Source organism: Alitibacter langaaensis DSM 22999, from assembly GCF_003096995.1.
Taxonomy (GTDB): Bacteria; Pseudomonadota; Gammaproteobacteria; order Enterobacterales; family Pasteurellaceae; genus Exercitatus; species Exercitatus langaaensis.
On the sequence record NZ_QENU01000015.1, the window covers coordinates 20,652 to 42,982 of the forward strand.

At 41.2% G+C, this 22,331-nt stretch carries 19 protein-coding genes and 1 pseudogene; 11 read left to right on the top strand and 9 right to left on the bottom strand.

The genetic code is table 11. The features are described 5' to 3' along the window. The 11 genes from C8D76_RS08420 (at position 1) to C8D76_RS08470 (ending at position 13,549) form a co-directional block, all read left to right on the top strand. Positions 1-657 (top strand): hypothetical protein, encoded by a 657-nt coding sequence (locus tag C8D76_RS08420; RefSeq protein WP_116632340.1) that lies wholly within the window; start codon positions 1-3, stop codon positions 655-657. Beyond that, a complete protein-coding gene (gene gnd, locus C8D76_RS08425; RefSeq protein ID WP_116632341.1) occupies positions 658-2,112 on the top strand; it encodes a decarboxylating NADP(+)-dependent phosphogluconate dehydrogenase in 1,455 nt (484 codons plus the stop codon). 380 nt (positions 2,113-2,492) lie between these two features. Then, the gene (locus C8D76_RS08430) at positions 2,493-2,783 is read left to right on the top strand and encodes a YfcZ/YiiS family protein (protein ID WP_116632342.1); all 291 of its coding nucleotides are present in this window, start codon (positions 2,493-2,495) and stop codon (positions 2,781-2,783) included. 210 nt (positions 2,784-2,993) lie between these two features. Beyond that, positions 2,994-3,902, top strand: a complete 909-nt coding sequence (gene glyQ, locus C8D76_RS08435; protein ID WP_116632343.1) for a glycine--tRNA ligase subunit alpha — start codon at positions 2,994-2,996, stop codon at positions 3,900-3,902. A gap of 27 nt (positions 3,903-3,929) precedes the next feature. Beyond that, entirely contained in the window at positions 3,930-4,196 is a 267-nt protein-coding gene (locus C8D76_RS08440) for a hypothetical protein (protein ID WP_116632344.1), read from the top strand. Between the two features lie 41 nt (positions 4,197-4,237). Beyond that, positions 4,238-4,630: a DUF1016 N-terminal domain-containing protein gene (locus C8D76_RS08445; RefSeq protein ID WP_116632345.1), complete on the top strand. Its 393-nt coding sequence runs from the start codon at positions 4,238-4,240 to the stop codon at positions 4,628-4,630. A 259-nt stretch (positions 4,631-4,889) separates the two neighbouring features. Further along, positions 4,890-5,384, top strand: coding sequence for a hypothetical protein (locus C8D76_RS08450; RefSeq protein ID WP_116632346.1), 495 nt, complete (start codon positions 4,890-4,892; stop codon positions 5,382-5,384). Between the two features lie 21 nt (positions 5,385-5,405). Then, positions 5,406-7,475: a glycine--tRNA ligase subunit beta gene (gene glyS / locus C8D76_RS08455; RefSeq protein WP_116632347.1), complete on the top strand. Its 2,070-nt coding sequence runs from the start codon at positions 5,406-5,408 to the stop codon at positions 7,473-7,475. Positions 7,476-7,762: 287 nt separating this feature from the next. Further along, complete coding sequence (gene purL, locus C8D76_RS08460) at positions 7,763-11,656, top strand: phosphoribosylformylglycinamidine synthase (RefSeq protein ID WP_116632348.1); 3,894 nt, start codon at positions 7,763-7,765, stop codon at positions 11,654-11,656. Positions 11,657-11,736: 80 nt separating this feature from the next. Beyond that, the gene (locus C8D76_RS08465; RefSeq protein ID WP_133241339.1) at positions 11,737-12,078 is read left to right on the top strand and encodes a hypothetical protein; all 342 of its coding nucleotides are present in this window, start codon (positions 11,737-11,739) and stop codon (positions 12,076-12,078) included. Positions 12,079-12,172: 94 nt separating this feature from the next. Then, a complete protein-coding gene (locus C8D76_RS08470) occupies positions 12,173-13,549 on the top strand; it encodes a hypothetical protein (protein WP_116632350.1) in 1,377 nt (458 codons plus the stop codon). A 146-nt stretch (positions 13,550-13,695) separates the two neighbouring features. Here the strand turns inward: C8D76_RS08470 and C8D76_RS08475 are convergent, their stop codons facing one another. The 9 genes and pseudogenes from C8D76_RS08475 to C8D76_RS08515 form a co-directional block, all read right to left on the bottom strand. Further along, positions 13,696-14,910, bottom strand: a complete 1,215-nt coding sequence (locus C8D76_RS08475) for an aromatic amino acid transporter (RefSeq protein WP_116632351.1) — start codon at positions 14,908-14,910, stop codon at positions 13,696-13,698. Positions 14,911-15,256: 346 nt separating this feature from the next. Then, positions 15,257-16,006, bottom strand: a complete 750-nt coding sequence (locus C8D76_RS08480; RefSeq protein ID WP_116632352.1) for an amino acid ABC transporter ATP-binding protein — start codon at positions 16,004-16,006, stop codon at positions 15,257-15,259. A gap of 8 nt (positions 16,007-16,014) precedes the next feature. Beyond that, positions 16,015-16,731 carry an amino acid ABC transporter permease gene (locus C8D76_RS08485; protein WP_116632353.1) on the bottom strand — a complete coding sequence of 239 codons (717 nt, stop codon included), beginning with the start codon at positions 16,729-16,731 and terminating at the stop codon, positions 16,015-16,017. Next, entirely contained in the window at positions 16,721-17,503 is a 783-nt protein-coding gene (locus tag C8D76_RS08490; RefSeq protein WP_116632354.1) for an amino acid ABC transporter substrate-binding protein, read from the bottom strand. Before C8D76_RS08490 ends, C8D76_RS08485 begins: the two co-directional genes overlap by 11 nt. A gap of 156 nt (positions 17,504-17,659) precedes the next feature. Continuing rightward, positions 17,660-18,571 (bottom strand): N-acetylmuramic acid 6-phosphate etherase, encoded by a 912-nt coding sequence (gene murQ, locus C8D76_RS08495; protein ID WP_116632355.1) that lies wholly within the window; start codon positions 18,569-18,571, stop codon positions 17,660-17,662. A 3-nt stretch (positions 18,572-18,574) separates the two neighbouring features. Then, positions 18,575-19,687 carry an anhydro-N-acetylmuramic acid kinase gene (locus C8D76_RS08500; protein WP_116632356.1) on the bottom strand — a complete coding sequence of 371 codons (1,113 nt, stop codon included), beginning with the start codon at positions 19,685-19,687 and terminating at the stop codon, positions 18,575-18,577. 54 nt (positions 19,688-19,741) lie between these two features. Beyond that, positions 19,742-21,586: an ABC transporter ATP-binding protein gene (locus C8D76_RS08505; RefSeq protein WP_116632357.1), complete on the bottom strand. Its 1,845-nt coding sequence runs from the start codon at positions 21,584-21,586 to the stop codon at positions 19,742-19,744. Between the two features lie 108 nt (positions 21,587-21,694). Next, the gene (gene recX / locus C8D76_RS08510; protein ID WP_116632360.1) at positions 21,695-22,165 is read right to left on the bottom strand and encodes a recombination regulator RecX; all 471 of its coding nucleotides are present in this window, start codon (positions 22,163-22,165) and stop codon (positions 21,695-21,697) included. Positions 22,166-22,255: 90 nt separating this feature from the next. After that, a pseudogene (locus tag C8D76_RS08515) lies at positions 22,256-22,331 on the bottom strand (IS1595 family transposase); the annotation flags it as partial.

Genomic DNA, 22,331 nt, shown 5'->3' on the forward strand with positions numbered 1-22,331 from the left:
ATGATAAATTTCGATCAAGAGACGATCTTTAAGCTTTTGGGTCTAATAATTTCTATTATTACTTTAATTTATTTGGTAAGACGTTTTTATATAGATACATTTAATAAAAAAGAAATTCAGGATTTTGAACAAATTAATAAGTACTTTTTATCTGATAAAATTAAAATATTTGATAATGAGCCTCTTTTAATACAAGAGATGTTGTGTAATACGGTATCATACTTTAAGGATACTCCATTTAGTCAAGTTAAAGAAGTATTAGAAAATAGGAATGTAGGTATTTATGATTTTATCAATCTCAAAAAGCTAAGAAAAATTGGTTACTTAACTACCAGTAATGAAAGAAATAAAAATTATAAAAATCAAGGAGGTTTTTTGTGGGTTTTGGTATTAATTTTTGTAATTTATATTTTTGCGCTCCCTTTTATTTTAGAATATTATAAAGTTGAACTGGTAGCTTATGAATTTTTTCTTTTGGCTTTGGTCTTTATAGGTTTACCTGAAATATATATTTTGTCAAAAATAGATAGGAAGTCCCAGAATAAGAAGGTTATAGCATGGTATGCAGAAAATGAAGATAGATTAAAACTATCAAAGATAGTACTAATAGGACAAGATAGTAATTTTGAAAATATAAACCCAACTAGGAGAAATTAAATGTCAACAAAAGGTGATATCGGCGTTATCGGTTTAGCGGTAATGGGCCAGAACTTAATTTTAAATATGAACGACAACGGTTTTAAAGTTGTTGCTTATAACCGTACTACATCAAAAGTCGATGAGTTTTTACAAGGGCCAGCAAAAGGCACCAATATTATCGGCGCGTATTCGTTAGAAGATTTAGCTGCGAAACTTGAAAAACCGCGTAAAGTGATGTTAATGGTGCGTGCAGGCGATGTGGTGGATCAATTTATTGACGCGTTATTACCGCACTTAGAGCAAGGCGACATCATTATTGACGGCGGTAACTCAAATTATCCTGATTCAAACCGCCGCACAGCAGCATTAGCTGAAAAAGGCATTCGCTTTATCGGCACAGGGGTTTCGGGCGGTGAAGAAGGCGCTCGTCATGGGCCTTCAATTATGCCAGGTGGTAACATTGAAGCGTGGGAACACGTTAAACCAATTTTACAAGCCATTTCAGCGAAAACAGACAAAGGCGAGCCTTGCTGTGACTGGGTGGGCAAAGAAGGTGCGGGCCACTTTGTGAAAATGGTTCACAATGGTATCGAATACGGCGATATGCAATTAATTTGTGAAGCGTATCAATTCTTAAAAGACGGCTTAGGTTTAAGCTACGATGAAATGCAAGGCATTTTCCAAGAATGGAAAAAAACCGAGCTAGATAGCTATTTAATCGACATCACCACAGATATTTTAGGTTATAAAGAAGCGGACGGCACACCGTTAGTGGAGAAAATTTTAGATACCGCTGGGCAAAAAGGCACAGGAAAATGGACAGGGATCAATGCGTTAGATTTTGGTATTCCATTAACCTTAATCACGGAATCCGTCTTTGCGCGTTGCGTTTCTTCATTTAAAGATCAACGTGTGGCAGCATCAAAATTATTCAACAAAAACATTGGCAAAGTAGAAGGCGATAAAAAAGTATGGATTGAAGCAGTGCGTAAAGCGTTACTTGCATCAAAAATCATTTCTTACGCACAAGGGTTTATGTTAATTCGTGAAGCCTCTGAAAACTTTGGCTGGGATATTAATTATGGCGCGACCGCACTTTTATGGCGTGAGGGCTGTATTATTCGTAGCCGTTTCTTAGGCAATATTCGTGATGCCTATGAAGCCAACCCAGACCTTGTGTTCTTGGGCTCAGACAGCTACTTCAAAGGTATTCTAGAAAACGCGATGGCAGATTGGCGCAAAGTGGTGGCTAAATCTATCGAAGTGGGCATTCCAATGCCGTGTATGGCGTCTGCGATCACATTCTTAGACGGTTACACTTCAGCGCGCGTGCCAGCAAACTTGCTCCAAGCACAACGCGACTACTTCGGTGCGCACACTTATGAACGCACAGATAAACCGCGTGGCGAATTTTTCCACACTAACTGGACAGGTCGCGGCGGCAATACCGCTTCAACCACTTATGATGTGTAATTCGCTCAAACGAGCATAAGCGAATTATTTCGCTTAAAACTTGGCTAAAACAACCGCACTTTGCGTTTTTATTCGCCAATGCGGTTGTTTTGTTTCAGTGAGAATATCAACGTTGCGCCTAAAGTGCGGTCAAATTTGGCGAGATTTTTTCGATGAAATCGTGTTGAATTTGAACGATAGGCTTGAGTTTTCGGGCTTTAGGTGCAGGGATTTAGATGCAGAAATTTAGGGGATTTTGTTGATTGCCAACAGCACAATCACCGCCCCAATTTTCGCAAACTTGATAAGCCCACTTTCCCAAGTGATTCTTTTTCAACCTTGATCCGTAAGGCATTTAGGTTTAAAGTTAAGCCCTTAATCCAAGATAAATAGGAAAGATAATGAAAAACGAAACTCCAATTGAATGCGTAGGCTGCAACACTTTAGATGTTGGCTCAATTTTAGATAATAGCGAAGTGGTTGCCCCTTTTGAAAAAGTGTATGCCACACAAGCCGATGCAGAACAAGCATTAGCCCAATTAACGCAAAAAGCGCGCGATACAGAAAGTGAACCGTGCCAAATCGAAAGCGCAATTAGCGCGGTAGAAGGCGGTTTCTTACTAAAAGCCACCTTCACATTTAGCTGCCAAGCAGAAGTGGTGATCTTCCAATTAGGCACACGCAATATTTAATGATTTCATCGCAAAGTGCGATCAGAAATTACAGAATTTCTGATCGCATTTTTATTGTCTCCAAATTTCTCGCCTTTCGATCCACTTCTTTCCTAAGTGCGGTCAACTTTCCGTATTTTTTAGCAAAACTCACCAAATTTTGACCGCACTTTAGCGAGTTTTAAGCTATAATAATCCACATTTTTGAACGAATTTTTTAGGAATCGTAAAATGACAGCAAAATTTAATGTGAAAACCTTCCAAGGAATGATCCTCGCACTTCAAGATTACTGGGCAAACGTAGGTTGCACCATTGTTCAGCCATTTGATATGGAAGTGGGAGCAGGGACATCGCATCCAATGACGGCATTACGTGCTATCGGCCCTGAACCAATGGCTTTTGCTTATGTGCAACCTTCACGCCGCCCAACCGATGGACGTTATGGTGAAAACCCAAATCGCTTACAACATTATTACCAATTTCAAGTGGTTATCAAACCATCGCCAGACAACATTCAAGAACTTTATCTTGGCTCGCTAAAAATGCTTGGTTTTGATCCAACACAACACGATATTCGTTTTGTGGAAGATAACTGGGAAAACCCAACGCTTGGTGCGTGGGGATTAGGCTGGGAAGTGTGGCTAAATGGTATGGAAGTGACCCAATTTACCTATTTCCAACAAGTGGGTGGCTTAGAATGTAAACCTGTTACGGGTGAGGTAACCTACGGTTTAGAACGTTTGGCAATGTATATTCAAGGCGTGGATAGCGTTTATGATCTTGTATGGTCTGACGGCCCATTGGGCAAAACCACTTATGGCGATGTTTTCCATCAAAATGAGGTGGAGCAATCCACTTATAATTTTGAATATGCAAACACCGATTTCTTATTCTACTGCTTTGAGCAATATGAAAAAGAAGCACAATCATTATTGGCATTAGAAAAACCATTACCCCTACCTGCCTACGAACGTATTTTAAAAGCCGCACACAGTTTTAACTTATTAGATGCACGCAAAGCGATTTCGGTTACAGAACGCCAACGCTATATTTTACGCATTCGTGCCTTAACCAAAGGCGTGGCTGAAGCCTATTATGCGAGCCGTGAGGCATTAGGTTTTCCGGGCTGCAAAAAATAAGTGCGGTCAAATTTTAAGGAATTTTATATGAACAAACCTATTTTATTTTTCGCAGAAACTTGCCCAGATACAGCACCGTTTGTTGCGGAATTAAAACGATTAAACATTGAATACGAGCCAGTGGAAGTATTGTCTTCATTGGCCAATTTTAAACAATTTTTACGCTTGCGTGACAATAATGCCGTTTTTGATGATGCAAAAGCAAATGGCTATGCAGGGCTTCCTGCGTTATTGCTAGAAAATGGTGATGTTGTATTAGAAAAGGAAAAATTAAGCGAGTTATTTGCTAAATAAAGTGCGGTCAATTTTGTAGACATTTTTGAGAGAAGCTAAATATGGTGGCAGAAAAACACCTTGTTATTACTGAACAACAATTAGTGAGTGAAATTAGCCAGCTCATTCAAAGTAGTAAACAGCGGGTTGCAGTTGCCGTAAATGCCGAACTCACCTTGCTTTATTGGCATATTGGGCAACGAATCAATCAGCATATTCTACAAAATGAGCGTGCCGAATATGGCAAGCAAGTGATTAAAAATTTATCTAAAAGCCTAACAGAGCAATTTGGGAAGGGGTGGGGACGTTCTCATCTTAATTATTGTGTTAAATTTGCAGACACATTTGGTGATTTGGAAATTGTCCACGCACTGCGTGGAAAATTAAGTTGGACATACTTTACAAAGCTATTTGTAATTGATGATCCCAAAGTGAATGGCTATGTGAGCTTCTAGCGTTATTGTTTGTAAATGAGCAAGTAACTTTAGATATAACACAGTTTAGCGAGATTGTAGGCTAATGATAAAACAATAAAAATGAGATACTTGCTGGGGGAGTATAGAGATAACCAGATTGTATTTGGGATGATATAAGAAAAACTTGTTTCTTAGAATAAACTATCTAAGGATGGTTGGGGCTAGGTGAGAAAGATGCAATTATAGAATAATAAATTAATTGATTTTGTAAAATAGACTATAATCTAAGGATGAATATATGAAGAAAACATTACTAAAATTAGCAGGGGTAAGTGCTATTGGGTTAGTTTTAGCAGGTTGTAGTGGTTCAACTCCGAATACTAATGGTGGGGCAATTATTAGACAACCAGTACAAGAAGAAAATTGGACAAAGCAACCACTAGAAAATGCTAAATTTTTAAGACAAGGAATGACAGAAAGTGAGGTTATTCAAATTATGGGAGAACCTATCACACGAGAATTCCAAGGTAGACGTTCAGCGCTACAATGGTGTTCAACAGGAACGATTGGGACAGTTAACCCATATGACAGATTTTTATTTGCAGCATTTACTGATGAAAGATTAACTGAAATTAAAAACTTCTCAAATAAAAATGAGTTTAGGGAAATGTTGGCTCAAGTAGAAAAAAATGGCGGTATTGATTGTTCAAGTTTAATTCAAAATGTACATTGGTTAGATCAAGCCGATAAAATCATTGAATATAGAACAAGAGATATGGATAGATATCAGTAAAATCTTTGTAAGGAATAACCAATGACAACAAAAAACTTCCTCGCCGAGATCGGCACTGAAGAGTTGCCACCGAAGGCACTCAAAAAATTAGCAACCGCATTTGCGGAGAATGTAGAAAACGAATTAAACCAAGCGAGTTTATCATTCGAGAAAGTGGAATGGTTTGCAGCACCTCGCCGTTTAGCGGTGAAAGTGTTGGGGTTGGTAACAGCTCAGCCGAGTAAAGAAGTAGAAAAACGCGGCCCTGCTGTGGCGGCTGCGTTTGATGCAGAAGGCAAGCCAACCAAAGCGGCAGAAGGTTGGGCGAGAGGCTGCGGCATTCGTGTAGATCAAGCTGATCGTTTAACGACAGATAAAGGTGAATGGCTTGTTCATCGAGCAGTCATTGAAGGGCAGCCAACGAAGAATCTTTTGCTTAACATTATCAGTAATGCTCTTTCAAAATTGCCTATTCCAAAAACGATGCGTTGGGGGGATAAAAGCGAGCAATTTGTTCGCCCTGTACATACTGTAACGTTGTTGTTTGGTGATGAATTGATTGAGGGGGAAATTTTAGGTGTGGCGAGTGATAGAACCATTCGTGGACACCGTTTCTTAGGCAGTCAGGAATTTACAATTGAAAATGCAGATCAATATCCTGAAATTTTAGAGCAAAAAGGCAGCGTGATCGCTGATTTTGAACGCCGTAAAGCGATTATTTTGGAAAATGCTCAACAAAAAGCCACTGCACTTGGCGGTGTGGCAGATATTGAAGAGAGTCTGCTTGATGAAGTTACCGCATTGGTGGAATTTCCAAATGTGCTGACGGCAAAATTTGAAGAACGTTTTCTTGCTGTACCTGCGGAAGCCTTAGTTTATACGATGAAAGGCGATCAGAAATATTTCCCTATTTACGATAAAAATAGCAAATTATTACCGCACTTTATTTTCGTATCAAATATCAATCCACAAGATCCAACCGCGATTATTGAAGGGAATGAGAAAGTCGTGCGTCCACGTTTAACAGATGCAGAATTTTTCTTTAAAACAGATTTAAAACAACGTTTGGAAGATAATTTACCACGCTTAAAAACCGTATTATTCCAACAACAGCTCGGCACGTTATTTGATAAAACAGAGCGTATTGAAAAACTGAGTGGCGAAATTGCCGCTCAAATTGGGGCAGATGTTGCGAAAGCGAAACGTGCAGGTTTGCTGTCTAAATGTGATTTAATGACCAATATGGTGTTTGAGTTTACCGATACGCAAGGTGTGATGGGAATGCACTATGCACGCCACGATGGTGAAGACGAAGAAGTTGCTGTGGCGTTAAATGAGCAGTATATGCCTCGTTTTGCGGGTGATGCATTGCCACATTCTTTAGTAGCTTGTTCTGTTGCGTTGGCGGATAAATTAGATACGCTAACGGGCATTTTCGGTATTGGCCAGCATCCGAAAGGAGATAAAGATCCGTTCGCACTACGCCGTGCTGCGTTAGGTGTGTTGCGGATTATCGTTGAGAAAAAACTGCCGTTAGATTTAGAAAAGCTTGTGCAAAAAAGCAGCGAACTCTTCGGCGATAAATTAACGAACAGTAATGTAGTTAATGATGTGGTGGATTTTATGCTTGGCCGTTTCCGTGCTTGGTATCAAGATGAAGGCATTGCCGTAGATGTTATTCAAGCTGTACTTGCTCGCCGCCCAACAAAACCTGCTGATTTTGATGCTCGTGTGCGTGCAGTGGCACATTTCCGCACACTAGATGCAGCAGAAGCTTTAGCCGCAGCGAATAAACGTGTTAGCAATATTTTGGCGAAAGCTGAGGGTGAAATCTCAACAGAAATTGACCGCACTTTATTGGTGGAAACAGAAGAAAAAGTGCTTGCAGAACAAGTGATTAGCCTACAAGCTGAGCTTGCGCCGAAATTTGCAAATGGTGAATACCAATTTGCCCTAGATCGTTTAGCAAGTTTGCGTGAAACGGTGGATAATTTCTTCGAAAAAGTGATGGTTAATGCAGAAGACGAGGCACTTCGCCGCAATCGCCAAGCGATTTTGAATAATTTACGCAACCTGTTCTTACAAGTGGCGGATATTTCACTTCTACAATAATGATTTCTTCCCCAGCTTGACTGGGGAGATTTTTATTGGGATTTGGCGAAAATAATGAGTGGTTATCCCATTCAATTCAGCAATTTTTTTAGCTCAACAGCAATCACTAAAAGTCGCTTTCAACGCTTTTATCAAAGATTTAGAGCAGTTAAAAGCTCAATAATTTTAAGCCCTGTTTAATCATGGCTTTCTTGTAAAATCAACCTACGCAAACGATTTCTTTTAATTTTAAATTCCTTTATAATACCCACGATTTTACCCATTTCTCAATTACAAAGGATATTCCTATGTTCCAAATCTTTCGTGGTTCGCCAGCCTTATCTGAATTCCGTTTAAGCCAACTTACAGCAAAATTCCAAAAAGCAAATCTGCCCGTTAAATCTTTCTATGCAGAATATGTGCATTTTGCTGATTTATCGGCGGCATTATCAGCTACCGAAACTCAAGAATTAGAAGAATTATTGCATTATGGTCCTACTTTGGCACAACACGAACCGAAAGGGGAATGCTTTGTTGTAATCCCGCGTATTGGCACGATTTCTTCTTGGTCATCAAAAGCAACGGATATTGCTCACAACTGCGGTTTAGAAAAAGTGGTGCGTTTAGAGCGTGGTTTAGCCTATTACTTTGAATTTGACCGCACTTTGAATGCGGATGAGCAGGTTAAATTAGTATCGCATTTACATGACCGAATGATGGAATCTGTGGTGCGTGAAAAACAAGAGGCGGCACAATTATTTGAACAGCAAGAACCCAAAGAATTTACCACTGTCGATGTGTTAAACGGTGGTCGCCAAGCATTAGAAGCGGCGAATGTGAACCTAGGTTTAGCGTTGGCTGAAGACGAAATGGATTATTTAGTAGAAAATTTCACCGCACTTCATCGCAATCCAACGGATGTTGAACTTTATATGTTTGCACAAGCCAATTCAGAGCATTGCCGCCACAAAATTTTTAATGCGGATTGGATTATTGATGGCGAAAAACAAGAAAAATCGCTGTTCAAAATGATTAAAAATACCTTTGAGAAAACCCCTGATTATGTGCTTTCTGCCTATAAAGATAATGCGGCGGTGATGGAAGGCTCAAGCGTAGGGCGCTTTTTCCCCGATCAAGATGGGCAATATCGCTACCATAATGAAAAAGCGCATATCCTAATGAAAGTGGAAACCCACAACCACCCGACGGCTATTTCGCCATTCCCAGGGGCGGCGACAGGTTCTGGCGGCGAAATTCGTGATGAGGGTGCAACAGGTCGTGGTGCGAAACCGAAAGCAGGGTTGGTCGGTTTTTCGGCCTCTAACCTTGTGATCCCTGATTTTGAGCAACCTTGGGAAGCACCGCTTTCTAAACCAAATCGCATCGCCTCTGCCTTAGATATTATGTTAGAAGCGCCTTTAGGCGGTGCGGCATTTAATAATGAGTTTGGTCGCCCTGCATTGTTAGGCTATTTCCGCACCTATGAAGAAAAAGTGAACAGCTTTGCTGGCGAAGAAGTGCGTGGTTATCACAAACCTATTATGCTTGCGGGCGGCATTGGCAATATTCGTGAAGAACATGTTCAAAAAGGCGAAATCTCTGTTGGCGCAAAACTGATCGTGCTTGGTGGCCCTGCGATGAACATTGGTTTAGGCGGCGGCGCGGCTTCTTCTATGGCATCGGGTAAATCCAAAGAAGATCTCGATTTTGCCTCTGTGCAACGAGATAATCCAGAAATGGAACGCCGTTGCCAAGAAGTGATCGACCGCTGCTGGCAAATGGGGGAAGATAACCCAATTCTATTCATTCATGATGTGGGCGCGGGTGGGCTTTCTAATGCTATGCCAGAATTAGTGCATGACGGTGGACGTGGCGGTAAGTTTGATTTACGCAAAATTTTGTGTGACGAAAAAGGTATGTCGCCCCTTGAGATTTGGTGTAATGAATCGCAAGAACGCTATGTGTTAGCGGTTGCGCCCGAAAAACTCGATTTATTCACCGCACTTTGTGAACGTGAGCGTGCGCCATTTGCTGTGATTGGCGAAGCGACCGAAGAAAAACATTTAACGCTTGCTGATCCGCATTTTGACAATAAACCGATTGATTTGCCAATGGATGTTCTGCTTGGAAAAACGCCGAAAATGACCCGTGATGTTTCGCAAAAATCGGTAAAAAATCCACCGTTGGCGCAAGAAGAAATCCAATTAAGCGAAGCGTTACACCGTGTACTACGTTTACCTGTGGTAGCAGAAAAAACTTTCTTAATTACCATTGGCGACCGTTCGGTTACAGGCATGGTAGCTCGGGATCAAATGGTTGGCCCTTGGCAAGTGCCCGTGGCGGATTGTGCGGTGACAACCACATCCTTAGATAGCTACTATGGCGAAGCCATGTCAATGGGCGAACGCGCACCTGTTGCCCTATTAGATTTCGCAGCATCTGCACGTCTTGCTGTGGCAGAAAGTTTGACCAACATTGCAGCAACGGATATTGGCGATATTAAACGCATTAAACTGTCGGCGAACTGGATGTCTGCCGCAGGGCATACAGGCGAAGATGCGGGGCTTTATGAAGCCGTTAAAGCTATTGGCGAAGAGCTTTGTCCGCAATTAGGCTTAACCATTCCTGTGGGCAAAGATTCGATGTCAATGAAAACCACATGGCAGGAAAATGGCGAACAAAAATCGGTTACCGCGCCATTGTCATTGGTAATCAGTGCCTTTGCCAGAGTGGAAGACGTGCGTAAAACTGTCATCCCACAACTTCGCACCGATAAAGGCGAAAGCCGTTTATTGCTCATTGACCTAGGCGAGGGGAATAATCGTTTAGGCGCAACCGCACTGGCTCAAGTGTATAAACAACTGGGGGATAAACCCGCCGATGTGGTGAACGCGCAAACACTAAAAGATTTCTTCAATGGAATGCAAGCCTTGGTGGTAGCGGGTAAATTATTGGCTTATCACGACCGCTCAGACGGTGGTTTAATTACCACGTTGGCAGAAATGGCATTCGCAGGGCATTGCGGTGTTGATATTGATATTTCAGCCTTAGGCGATAATGATCTAGCCGTATTATTCAATGAAGAGTTAGGCGCTGTCATTCAAGTGGCAGATAGCGAATTAAATGCTGTGCGAGAAGTGTTAAAAGCGCACAATTTATTGCACTTAACGAAAGAACTCGGCACGGTAAACACAGAAGATCGTTTTGAAATTCGCCGTGGCACTCAAACATTGCTAACCGAAAAACGCTCGCATTTGCGTGGTATTTGGGCAGAATTGACCCATCAAATGCAGCGCTTGCGTGATAACCCAGAATGTGCTGATCAAGAATTTGAAAGCAAAAAAGATCCAAATAACAAAGGGTTATCAGCCTATTTAACTTATGATGTGAATGAAGACATTGCCGCTCCTTACATTGCCAAAGGCATACGCCCACGCATTGCGATTTTGCGTGAACAAGGAGTGAACAGCCATTATGAAATGGCAGCTGCCTTTGACCGCGCAGGGTTTGATGCCATTGATGTGCACATGAGCGACTTGCAACAAAATCGCCATAATTTGAAAGACTTCCAAGCTCTTGTTGCTTGTGGCGGTTTCTCTTATGGTGATGTGCTCGGTGCTGGTGGCGGCTGGGCAAAATCTATCTTATTTAACACCGCACTTCGTGAACAATTTGCCACTTTCTTTGAACGTGAAAACACCCTAACACTAGGCGTGTGTAACGGCTGCCAAATGATTTCTAACCTTGCCGAAATTATTCCAGGCACAGAAAACTGGCCACGCTTTGTGCGCAATAAATCTGAGCGTTTTGAGGCTCGTGTTGCTATGGTGAAAATCAACGATACTCACTCACTTTGGTTCAACGGCATGGCTGGAAGCCATATGCCAATCGCAGTAAGTCACGGCGAAGGACGGGTAGAATTTAAACAGCCAGAACAGCTAGCCAATTTACAAAAACAAAACTTGGTAATTGCGCAATATATTGATAATAATCTCAATATTACCGAACAATACCCAGCCAACCCAAATGGCTCAGCCAACGGCATCACCGCGATCTCAAACCAAGACGGCAGAGTCGCCATTATGATGCCACACCCTGAACGCGTATTCCGCGCCGTGAGCAATTCTTGGTATCCAGAAGACTGGAGCGAAGATGGCGCATGGATGAGATTGTTTAGGAATGCGAGAGTGGTTTTAAAATAAGTAGTGAAAGTATTCATTTTTGATGAATACTGAATTATTTCTAGATCTTATAATAGACTGATAATATAGGGAGAAAATGCGTGTCTAATTTAGATATATCAATGCTATCACTGACAAAGAATACCTACTTCTATAGAGCTAAAGATCATGATATAAATCATGTAGAAATTCTTGATTGTGCAAGCAGAAATTGTCAAGAAGGAAAAGAATTTCTAATTAATACGGTAAAAGAAAATATTGAAATAAATGAAAAATCATATTTATATTCTTTACGTATTTTCCCTTCAGAAAGAACAGTGTATTTCATTAATAGTCAAGATAAAGAAGTAAAATTTAGTGATATTATCCATGCCTATATAATATTGATTGAGAGAGATGATTTCTTAGCCGTGTTAAGTAAAAGTTGTTCTAGTATTATCTAAAATAATTGATACAAAGTTTGAGTTATTAAGTAATTTAGGTAATAACTCTCTTGTATCTCAAAATGCTGAATATCAGAGATTATCTTTAAGAAATATGACAATATCAGATAAAGCTATAAGGGCCCGATCATATGAAGATGCTAATCTTAATGGTGTTTTGTCTCTTCATGGAGCAGGAAGATCCATTCCATCTCATATAAGAGTCAGAGAGAACTCTTCTGTTATATCAATATCTAGTAGTGGAAGAGTTAATGAACTCTCTCAAAGAGTTACTTTTACAGACATTATTAATTGGATTGATAAAAATTTTGAAAAAATCCAAAATGGAAATAGCAATGAATTTTTAGATAGCTTTGCTAAAAGAATTGATTTGAATGAAATAATAGCATCAGGTGTAGAACCTAACTCTATTTTGATTGAAACTAGTACGCTAATTAATGCTCTTGAAAATAACAATATTTACTTTTATCGTTCAAAATCTAAGAAGGTTTGTATTAAGGATGGATTTAAAAATAAGTTAATTTTAGGTTTAGAGAAAATTTATGATTTATCTAAGTTATCTGACGCCAATGCTAATTTGTTTCAGGTGAATGGATTAGGTAAAAATAACGTATTAAAAATTAATAAGAAAACAATTTCTATAGAAATTAACATACTTAAACGATTAAATATAGAAGATGATGGGAAAGAGCTTAGTCTTCAGGATTATATTAAAAAGCATAAATTATATAGTGTTACATTTACAGATCCTCAATATATGTACTTCATGGGTTATTGCTTCCAAGATAGATCAGGGATATCTGATATAGATAATATTTTAGATATACTAGTTAATCAGGATAATTTTACAGTAAAAGCTGAGAAAGAACCTGAAGACGAGTTCCTAACAGAAAACAGTACACAATTTTCTAGTAATTCTATTTTTGGCTTTGTAGAGAATTTACACCGAAAAGATGATTACATTTTTTGTGATGATTTAGGTGATGAATGGGCTGATCATATAACTATGAATTTAAAAGATAAATCAATTAACTTTATTCATTCGAAATATAATGATGATGTGAGCCTATCGGCAAGTAAGCTACATGATGTTGTTGGACAAGCAATTAAAAATATAGGGAATATGCATTTTTCAAGAGATCAATTTATCAATAAGAAATTAAATCCAAAACTTATGAAGGTATATACTACATCTAATTCAGTGAGAACTAACATATCTAGGGTCAGAAAAGGTAATTTAAAAGATTTTGAGTCCAAATTAGATTCACTACTAAAAAATCATTCCTTATCTAGAAAATGCATATTATGTTGTCCATTTCTATCAAAAGAACAGATAGGTAATGAATTTAAGAAGATAAAGCAGGGAAAAAACACAAAAGGAAATGTCACACAATTGCTATGGATTATATCTTCTTTTTCACATGTAGTAAAAGAGATGAATATTGTTCCAGTAATTTACTGTCGTTCATAATAAGTAAATTTTTCAATACAGTCTGGCTTTCGAATAAGGATTTCCTATTTTTATTAATATAAGCACTCGCCAAAACGAGTGCTATTTTTTTAATTTCTTTTAAAGCATTTCCTAATGCATTTCTGCAATTTAGATTAATCAATAACCTACCCCACAACCGTAGGCAGCCAGCCTGCTTTGATGGCGAAAGGGATTGAGGTGATGATTAAGCCTAGAATGGCGACGATAAAGAGTAATATGTTTCCGCCAAATACTCGGTATGGCAGATTTGGGTGAGCGTGGCGGGCTTTCCACACGAGAGCGGCGGGCAGCACCACGGCGTAAAATGCGAACATTTGTCCTGCGTAGCCAAGGGCAAGGATGAAGCCTTTTGGATAGAATAGGGCGAATAACAACGGTGGCAAGAAAGTGAAAATGCCAATGGTAAAACGGTTTGTTGCACGTTTGAAGGTTTGGGTGAAAAGATCTTGTATGCATTCAAACAAGCCTAAAGCCACGCCAAGGAATGACGTGATCAGCGCAAGTGCGGAGAAAATTTTCACAATTTTTGCGGTGATCTCGCTGCCTGTGATTTGTTGAGTGGCAGTGACTAAGCCATTGAGCGTAGGATCTTGTTGCAGGATTTGTAAAAACAAATTCTGGCTTAATACGCCGTGGGTGGAAAGCTGCCATAAAATATACACGCTGAGCGTGATGAGCGACCCTGTGATAATCGAAAAACGCAGTGCTTTAACGTTGCCTTGCAAATAGTTATTCAGGCTTGGAATGGAGCCGTGAAAACCAAATGCCGTGAAGAAAATCGGGCTGGCGGAAATAAGCAGCAAATTATCAAGGGGCATTGCCATTAGATTATCCATATGAATGTGTGGAACCATGGAGAAAATCACGAGAGCAAGTCCAATCAGCATCACGAAAAATAACAGGCGATTGATGCCATCAACGCTTTTGGTGCCGATGACGATAAATGCGCCAAAGAAGACGGTGAACAAGACGATAGCGAGTTTTTCTGCTATCTCTTGAGAGCCGAATTCAGGCAGAATAGAAGAGAGCAAATTCCCGCCGCCGGTCACATAAGCCGCGAGCAGCGCATAGAGAAAAACCATTAATACAATGGTTGAAATAACACGCCCCGTTTTACCAAAATATTGCGCAGCGAGAGTGCCGATTCCCGCATCATGGGTAGCCGTTTGGTACACTTCCACAAAAAGCAGAGCGCTGTAAGTGAGTAATAACCACAATGCGATTAATAATACAAAGGTAAAGGAAAAGCCGATTCCCGCTGAAGTGAGCGGCATAGCAAGCATTCCGCCACCGATCATGGTTCCTGACACTAATAATGTGCTGCCTAATGTTCTATTCATTTGATTTCCTTTTAGAATCTCGTAAGCGTTTTTTTGTATTGTTATTGAAACGATGAGTGTAATAAATTTTTTACTAGAAGAAAAGCATTTGATGATATTTTCAATGGTTTTATTGGGTTGTTATTAAGTGTAAATAAAAAGTTACATAACGGCGAAGATATTATGAATAAACGTTAAATTGTTAGTTTATGGCTGTTCACACATGGAAAACAAAAATTTTGTGTTTCTTGACCGCACTTTGATTGATAAAACAGGGCAAAAAGTTGATAAAAAGGGCATAAAAAAGGGATAGATGATTTCTATCCCGATATTTTTGCGCAAAAGTGCGGTCAATTTTGATGAAATTTTAATGGGCACGCAATCGTTGCAAAAAGGCTTTCGTGCGTTCATGCTGTGGGTTGTCGAACAGTTGCTGCGGCGAACCTTGTTCGACAATAACGCCACCATCCATCACAATCACCAAATCTGCCACGTCTAAAGCGAATTTGATTTCATGGGTGACTACCACCATTGTCCAGCCCTCTTTAGTTAAGGCTTTCATGGTGTCCAGCACGTCTTGCACCAGCTCTGGATCCAACGCCGAAGTGGGTTCATCAAACAGCATTAATTCGGGCTGTAAAGCTAAGGCGCGGGCAATACCAACACGCTGCTGCTGACCGCCTGATAATTGGAATGGATAAAGGGTTGCTTTGTCCGTTAATCCCACTTTATTGAGCAGTTCTAAGGCTTCCGTTTGCGCCTGTTGAACGCTTTTGCCTTGTACTTGCACTGGGCCTTCCATTACATTTTCTAACGCTGTTTTATGGGGGAATAAATTGTAATTTTGGAAAACCATGCCTGATTTACGGCGCAATGCGAGAATGTCTTTTTTGGCAGGATGACGGGCAAAATCAATGTGCAATGGTGCCGCATTCTCAAAACTAATCGTCCCCTGTTCGGGCATTTCAAGCGCGTTTAAACAGCGCAAAAAAGTGGTTTTACCCGAGCCTGACGGTCCGAGAATTACCACTACTTCACCTTTGGCAATGTCTAAATCAATACCACGCAGAATTGGGTTGTCGCCAAACGCTTTATGAATATTTCTTACTTTAATCATTGCTTCTCCTAGCGTGCTACATAACGAGCCATACGTTTTTCAAGGTGTGCTTGGATAAAGAATAATATCCAGCAGAATCCCCAATATACAAGACCCGCTTCAATATAAATCGGCAAGAAGTCATAGGACATATTTGCCATTTGTTGTGCCACGCGGAACATTTCCGTTACGGTGACGACAGATGCTAGCGAAGTGTCTTTAAATAGGCTGATAAATGTATTACTTAACGGCGGAATGGCAACACGGAAAGCCTGTGGCGCAATGATTCGGCGGAAAGTTTGCATATAGCTCATGCCAATGGTGTAGCCCGCTTCCCATTGCCCTTTCGGCACTGAAGAAATAGCGGCGCGCACTGTTTCTGATGCGTAAGCACCGATATTGAGCGAGAAACCGATAATCGCCGCTGGGATTGGATCGATAAATATCCCTAAGGCGGGTAATCCGTAAAACACCACTGAAATTTGTACCAGCATTGGCGTGCCACGAATAATGGAAATATATACTTTCACAATGGCAAGCACGATGCGGTAAAACCAGCCACCCACTGGTGTGACTCGAATTAATGCCACCGCGACAGCCAAAATCATGCCGATGATAAATGAAGCAATCGCCAACGGAATGGAAATTAATACCGCAGCTTTTACCATTGGCCAAAAAGCATTAATGACCAAGTCCACGCGGGCCTCGGTCATAAATGGGAGAGAAAGGAGAAAATTACTTAGCACTGATATCTCTTCCGAAGAACTGTTCGCCTAGTTTTTTCAATGTGCCGTCTTTTTGTAGTTCTAGCACTGCCGCACTAATTTTTGCTAAGGCTTCATCGTTGCCTTTGTTGACAATAAAGCCTGAGCCTAATTTGTCATTCGATTCCCATAAGATTTTTAACCCAGAATTTGGATCTTTTTTCAAGAAATCTAATACGGCTAATCCATCATTGAATGTAACATCAGCGCGTTTTTGTTTTAATAGCATTACGCTTTGTGATAAACCGTCTACAGGCACGATTTCAGCATGATTTTTTACCGCTAATTCACCGTAGTTTGAGCTGATAGATTGCGCTGCTTTTAAGCCTTTCACATCTTCAGGTTTGCTTACACGAGTATCATCGGCACGACCTAAGATAACTTCGCCAGACCAGCTGTAAGGCTCTGAACGGTCAAAAGTTGCACGGCGTTCTGGTGTGGTTAATGACACTTGGTTGGCAACAATATCAAAACGGCCAGCTTTCAAGCCTGCCATCATAGAATCCCAAACGGTTTCTTTGAATTCCACTTTAACGCCTAATTTTTCAGCCACTGCTCGCGCCACTTCCACATCATAGCCCGTTAATTTATTGCTTTCATCGTGATAGGAAAATGGCGGATAAGTGCCTTCTGTGCCCACGGTGATCGTACCATGGTTGTTGATACGTTCTAATAAACTCTCTGCGGCGAATGCTTGAGTGGTTGTTGCTACAGCAAAAATACTTGCTGCTAAAAATGCTAATTTTTTAAACATAGACTTTCCTTTAATAAGTTAACTAAGAAATGACGATATTTTAATTGAATTCTATTTAATGACCAAGGAATCAATGGTTATAACTTATAACCAAGCGACTTTTAACTAAGCGACTTTGTGTATGAAAGATAAACAGTTTTCATATTTAGCCAATGATTACGCGGGATCAATGCGCAACTTTCCTTGATTTTTAGCTAAAATTTTGACTGCACTTTCTCTATCTAAATTGGCGAGAAGCATCATAATCGCTAATTTTGCGTTTCCGTCTGCGGTTTTTAAATATTGCTCTGCTGTGTTTTTATCACACTCGCTGGCTTGCATCACAATGCGAACGGCACGAGCGCGCAGCTTTTCATTGCTCGCTTGCACATCTACCATCAGATTTTGATAACATTTGCCCATTTGAATCATAGATGCCGTAGTGAGCATATTTAACACCAATTTTTGTGCGGTGCCTGATTTCATACGGCTCGAACCTGTTAGCACTTCAGCGCCTACAAGGGTTTCAATCGCAATCTGGGCAATTTGTGCCATCGCTGAGTTCGGATTGCTCGCAATGGAAATGGTAACCGCGCCGAGTTCATTGGCATATTCCAAACCGCCTAACACATAAGGCGTGCGGCCACTAGCGGCGATGCCCACCAATATATCTTTATGGCTAAAATGAATCTGTTGCAGATCCGCTTTGCCTTGCGCGCGATCATCTTCCGCCCCTTCAATAGGATGACGCAAGGCACGTTCGCCGCCTGCGATTAGCCCCACCACCATTTCGGGCGGCACGCCATAAGTCGGCGGGCATTCCGATGCGTCTAATACGCCTAAACGTCCACTCGTGCCAGCGCCCATATAAACTAAACGCCCCCCTTGCTGGAATGCGGCCACGATCTTTTCCACTGCTTGTGCAATTTGTGGCAAGCATTTTTCCACCGCCAAGGGAACTTGTTTATCTTCATTATTGATAATACGCACAATTTCCAAGGCAGAAGCGCGGTCAATTTGCATGGAATTTGGGTTGCGCTGTTCGGTGATCATTTGCTCAAGGGCATGCAATAAATTTTGTTCTGTCATCCGTTAATCCTTCGGAAAAATTACGCCTAAACTGACCGCACTTTTCGCGCCCGTTACGCTAGGCAAATTGCTGGTTAATCCATGAATGCGTTGATATGCGAGCCAAGCGAATGCCGCGGCTTCCACATAATCGCTGTCTAAGCCAAATTCATCGGTGGTTTTCACTTGCCATTGTGGCAACAGTGCGTTTAAACGCGCCATTAGCAATGGATTGCGCGCGCCGCCACCGCAGACTAACAATAAGCAGGGAAGATGTGCAGCGGCAAGTTGATCTAGCTCATTGGCAATGCTGCGTGCCGTGAATTCAAGCAAGGTGCGTTGTACATCTTGTGGCAAAAGTGCGGTCAAATTTTCCAATTTTTTATTAAGCCAAGCGAGATTAAAAAGCTCCCTTCCCGTGCTTTTGGGTGCAGGCTGTTGGAAGAAAGGTTCAGCCAACAAATGGGCGAGCAATGTATCATTAACCTTGCCTGAATACGCCCACTCCGCATTTTTGTCATAGCGTTTGCCTTGGTGCTGTTCAATCCACCCATCCATTAAGGTATTGCCGGGGCCGAGATCATAACCGATAGTTTCTGTATAAGGCGAGAGAACAGAAATATTGCTGATCCCGCCGATATTTAACATGACGGTGAAACGATCGTCTGCATGAAAAAGTGCTTGATGAAAAGCGGGTACAAGGGGAGCCCCCTGTCCGCCCATCGCCATATCTTTACGGCGAAAATCGCCCACGGTTGTGATCTGGGTTTTCGCTGTCACTAAGTTCATATCGCCAATTTGCATGGTGAATGGCAGTGCGCCATTGGGGGAATGCCAGACGGTTTGCCCGTGGCAGCCAATGGCTTGAATCTGTTGAGGTTGAAGCTGATTTTGGGCTAAGAACTGATTCACCGAATCGGCGTAAAGTGCACCAAGTTGGTGATCAAGTTCGCCTAAATTTTGTAAACTGGTTGCGCCGCTGTGTAAAAGTGCGGTCAATTTTTGGCGTAAATTTTCTGGCATCGGGATAAATTCACTTGCGCGCATTTGGGGCGGCGTGCAAGAAAAATCCACTAGGGCTAAATCCACCCCGTCTAGGCTTGTCCCCGACATAATGCCAATATATAACTCAGTCATAATTTCTCGAATAAAATAAAAAGCCTGAACATCATTGCTCAGGCTAAGTGAAGGCTAATCAATGTGTTCGTTTAAGAAACCGCCACTTTGGTGTTGCCATAATTTGGCATATAAACCATTTTGCGCTAACAATTCTGCATGGGTGCCTTGCTCCACAATTTGCCCCTTATCCAGCACAATAAGGCGATCCATTGCAGCAATGGTGGAGAGACGGTGAGCAATGGCAATAACCGTTTTGTTTTCCATCATTTTGTCTAAACTTTCTTGAATTGCGGCTTCGACTTCGCTATCCAGCGCGCTGGTGGCTTCATCAAGCAATAAAATCGGCGCATCTTTTAACATCACGCGTGCAATTGCAATACGTTGGCGTTGTCCGCCCGATAATTTCACGCCACGTTCGCCTACATGTGCGTCATAGCCACGACGCCCTTTTGCATCGCTCAGTTGCGGAATAAAATCTGCCGCTTCGGCACGTTTTGCCGCGTGGAACATATCTTCTTCCGTTGCATTCGGGCGACCATAAATAATGTTATCACGCACGGAACGATGCAGTAGCGAAGTGTCTTGTGTCACCAAACCAATTTGGCTGCGTAGGCTCTCTTGCTGAACATCCAAAATATTTTGCCCGTCAATGGTAATGTTACCTTTTTGTGCTTCGTAAAAACGTAACAGCAGATTAACGATAGTGGATTTTCCCGCACCTGAACGCCCAATAAGCCCCACTTTTTCGCCTGCTTTAATGGTTAAACTGAAATCATTAAGCAACGGTTTTTCTGGCGAATAGGCAAAATCGACATGCTCAAATTTAATTTCTCCGCGATTAATTTGCATTGGCACCGCATTAGGTTTATCGACAATTGTATGCGGTTTGGACAGTGTTTCCATACCATCATTCACCGTACCAATGTTTTCAAATAAACGTGCCGATTCCCACATAATCCAATGGGCTAAGCCATTTACACGCAATGCCATTGCCGTCGCGGTGGCAATCGCACCGACACCGATAGCGCCGTGTTGCCACAAATAAATCCCTAATGCCGCCGTGCTGAGAGTTAAGAAAATATTACTGCCATAAGTTAACACATCTAATAAGGTGGCTAGGCGCATTTGAGCATGGACCGTGACCATAAATTCTTTCATAGAACTTTTCGCATAGGCAGCTTCACGTTCGCCATGGGAAAATAATTTCACTGTGGTGATATTTGAATAAGCATCGGTAACTCGCCCAGTCATCAGCGAGCGAGCATCGGCTTGACGCTCAGCGGTTTTAGCCAATTTGGGAATTAAGAAATAAAGAATAACGGCAAAAATAAACATCCAAGCGATAAATGGCACAAGTAACCAGCCGTCAAAGGTGATTAATACCACGCCTGACGTGATGAAATAAACGCTGACATAAACCACCATATTTGCCACAGTGAGTACCGTATCTCGCACAGCCAATGCGGTTTGCATCACCTTGGCGGATACGCGTCCTGCGAATTCATCTTGGTAAAAGCTAAGGCTTTGTCCGAGCATTAAACGGTGGAAATTCCAACGCAGACGCATAGGGAAAACCCCTTGCAAGGTTTGTAGGCGTACTGCTGAAGTGAGAAATACCCAGCCGATACTGAAGATTAAAAGCACAACCATGCCGATCAGATGGGGGCCTTTTTCTGCCCATAAAGTTGCGGGCGAATAAGCACCGAGCCAATCTACAATTTTGCCCATAAATTGGAATAGCATCGCTTCAATGATACCGACACCCACTGTCAAAAATGAGAAAAAGGCGATCCAACCTTTTAATCCCTCTAGGCTAGACCAAATAAAACCCCATAATCCCTTGGCGGGCGTCTTGGGATCATCTTCAGGATAGGCATTAATGCGGTTTTCAAACCACGAAAAAATTTTATGTAACATATTTTATCTGACTATTTTTATAAAATGAAAAAGGCAACGTAAGCGAATAGCTTAATTGCCTAAAGTGCGGTCATTATACCGTTTATTTTCTAAGCAGCAAAATGAAACCTAATAAAAATCTTCTCCACTACCAATAAAATCAGCAAAATCATCAGAATGGAAACCATGAGACATCATATAGCGCCAAATTTTCTGCTTGCTTTTGGGATCTTGCTTTTGTTGGTAATCAGGAAATTTTTTACGCAATACAGAATGCGCAATTTCGCTCCAATCAATTTCACATTCCATAAGCACATCATCAATCAGTTCTGATTGGATTCCTTTCAGTTGGCGCAGCTCTTGTTTTATACGGCTTAGTCCGTAGCCACGTTGGGTGCGGGAATTTAGGTAATTTTCACAAAATCGGCGATCACTTTGCCAGTTTTTTTGCTGGCAATAAGCAAGCGTATTTTCAATATCTTCTTCTGTAAAGGCTTTTTCTTGCATTTTGCAACGAATTTCGTATTCACTGTATTCGCGGCGAGATAGCAAATTAACGACATAACCTAAAGCGAGAGCTGAGTAAGAAGTGTGAGTCATAGCATTTGGCATTTAGAAAAAGTGCGGTTAATTTAACCGCACTTTGTAATATTAAGGGAATATAAAACTTGGGGCTGACGTAGATTAGCCCTAAATTTCACACCATTTTCGCAATGTTTTTAGCTGCATTTTGGGTGTTCCAAAGTTAAACCGAAATTCACATTCC

Coding starts and splice junctions, on each gene's coding strand:
- C8D76_RS08420 (WP_116632340.1), top strand. CDS start 1: ATGATAAATTTCGATCAAGAGACGATCTTTAAGCTTTTGGGTCTAATA.
- gnd (WP_116632341.1), top strand. CDS start 658: ATGTCAACAAAAGGTGATATCGGCGTTATCGGTTTAGCGGTAATGGGC.
- C8D76_RS08430 (WP_116632342.1), top strand. CDS start 2,493: ATGAAAAACGAAACTCCAATTGAATGCGTAGGCTGCAACACTTTAGAT.
- glyQ (WP_116632343.1), top strand. CDS start 2,994: ATGACAGCAAAATTTAATGTGAAAACCTTCCAAGGAATGATCCTCGCA.
- C8D76_RS08440 (WP_116632344.1), top strand. CDS start 3,930: ATGAACAAACCTATTTTATTTTTCGCAGAAACTTGCCCAGATACAGCA.
- C8D76_RS08445 (WP_116632345.1), top strand. CDS start 4,238: ATGGTGGCAGAAAAACACCTTGTTATTACTGAACAACAATTAGTGAGT.
- C8D76_RS08450 (WP_116632346.1), top strand. CDS start 4,890: ATGAAGAAAACATTACTAAAATTAGCAGGGGTAAGTGCTATTGGGTTA.
- glyS (WP_116632347.1), top strand. CDS start 5,406: ATGACAACAAAAAACTTCCTCGCCGAGATCGGCACTGAAGAGTTGCCA.
- purL (WP_116632348.1), top strand. CDS start 7,763: ATGTTCCAAATCTTTCGTGGTTCGCCAGCCTTATCTGAATTCCGTTTA.
- C8D76_RS08470 (WP_116632350.1), top strand. CDS start 12,173: ATGACAATATCAGATAAAGCTATAAGGGCCCGATCATATGAAGATGCT.
- C8D76_RS08475 (WP_116632351.1), bottom strand. CDS start 14,910: ATGAATAGAACATTAGGCAGCACATTATTAGTGTCAGGAACCATGATC.
- C8D76_RS08480 (WP_116632352.1), bottom strand. CDS start 16,006: ATGATTAAAGTAAGAAATATTCATAAAGCGTTTGGCGACAACCCAATT.
- C8D76_RS08490 (WP_116632354.1), bottom strand. CDS start 17,503: ATGTTTAAAAAATTAGCATTTTTAGCAGCAAGTATTTTTGCTGTAGCA.
- murQ (WP_116632355.1), bottom strand. CDS start 18,571: ATGACAGAACAAAATTTATTGCATGCCCTTGAGCAAATGATCACCGAA.
- C8D76_RS08500 (WP_116632356.1), bottom strand. CDS start 19,687: ATGACTGAGTTATATATTGGCATTATGTCGGGGACAAGCCTAGACGGG.
- C8D76_RS08505 (WP_116632357.1), bottom strand. CDS start 21,586: ATGTTACATAAAATTTTTTCGTGGTTTGAAAACCGCATTAATGCCTAT.
- recX (WP_116632360.1), bottom strand. CDS start 22,165: ATGACTCACACTTCTTACTCAGCTCTCGCTTTAGGTTATGTCGTTAAT.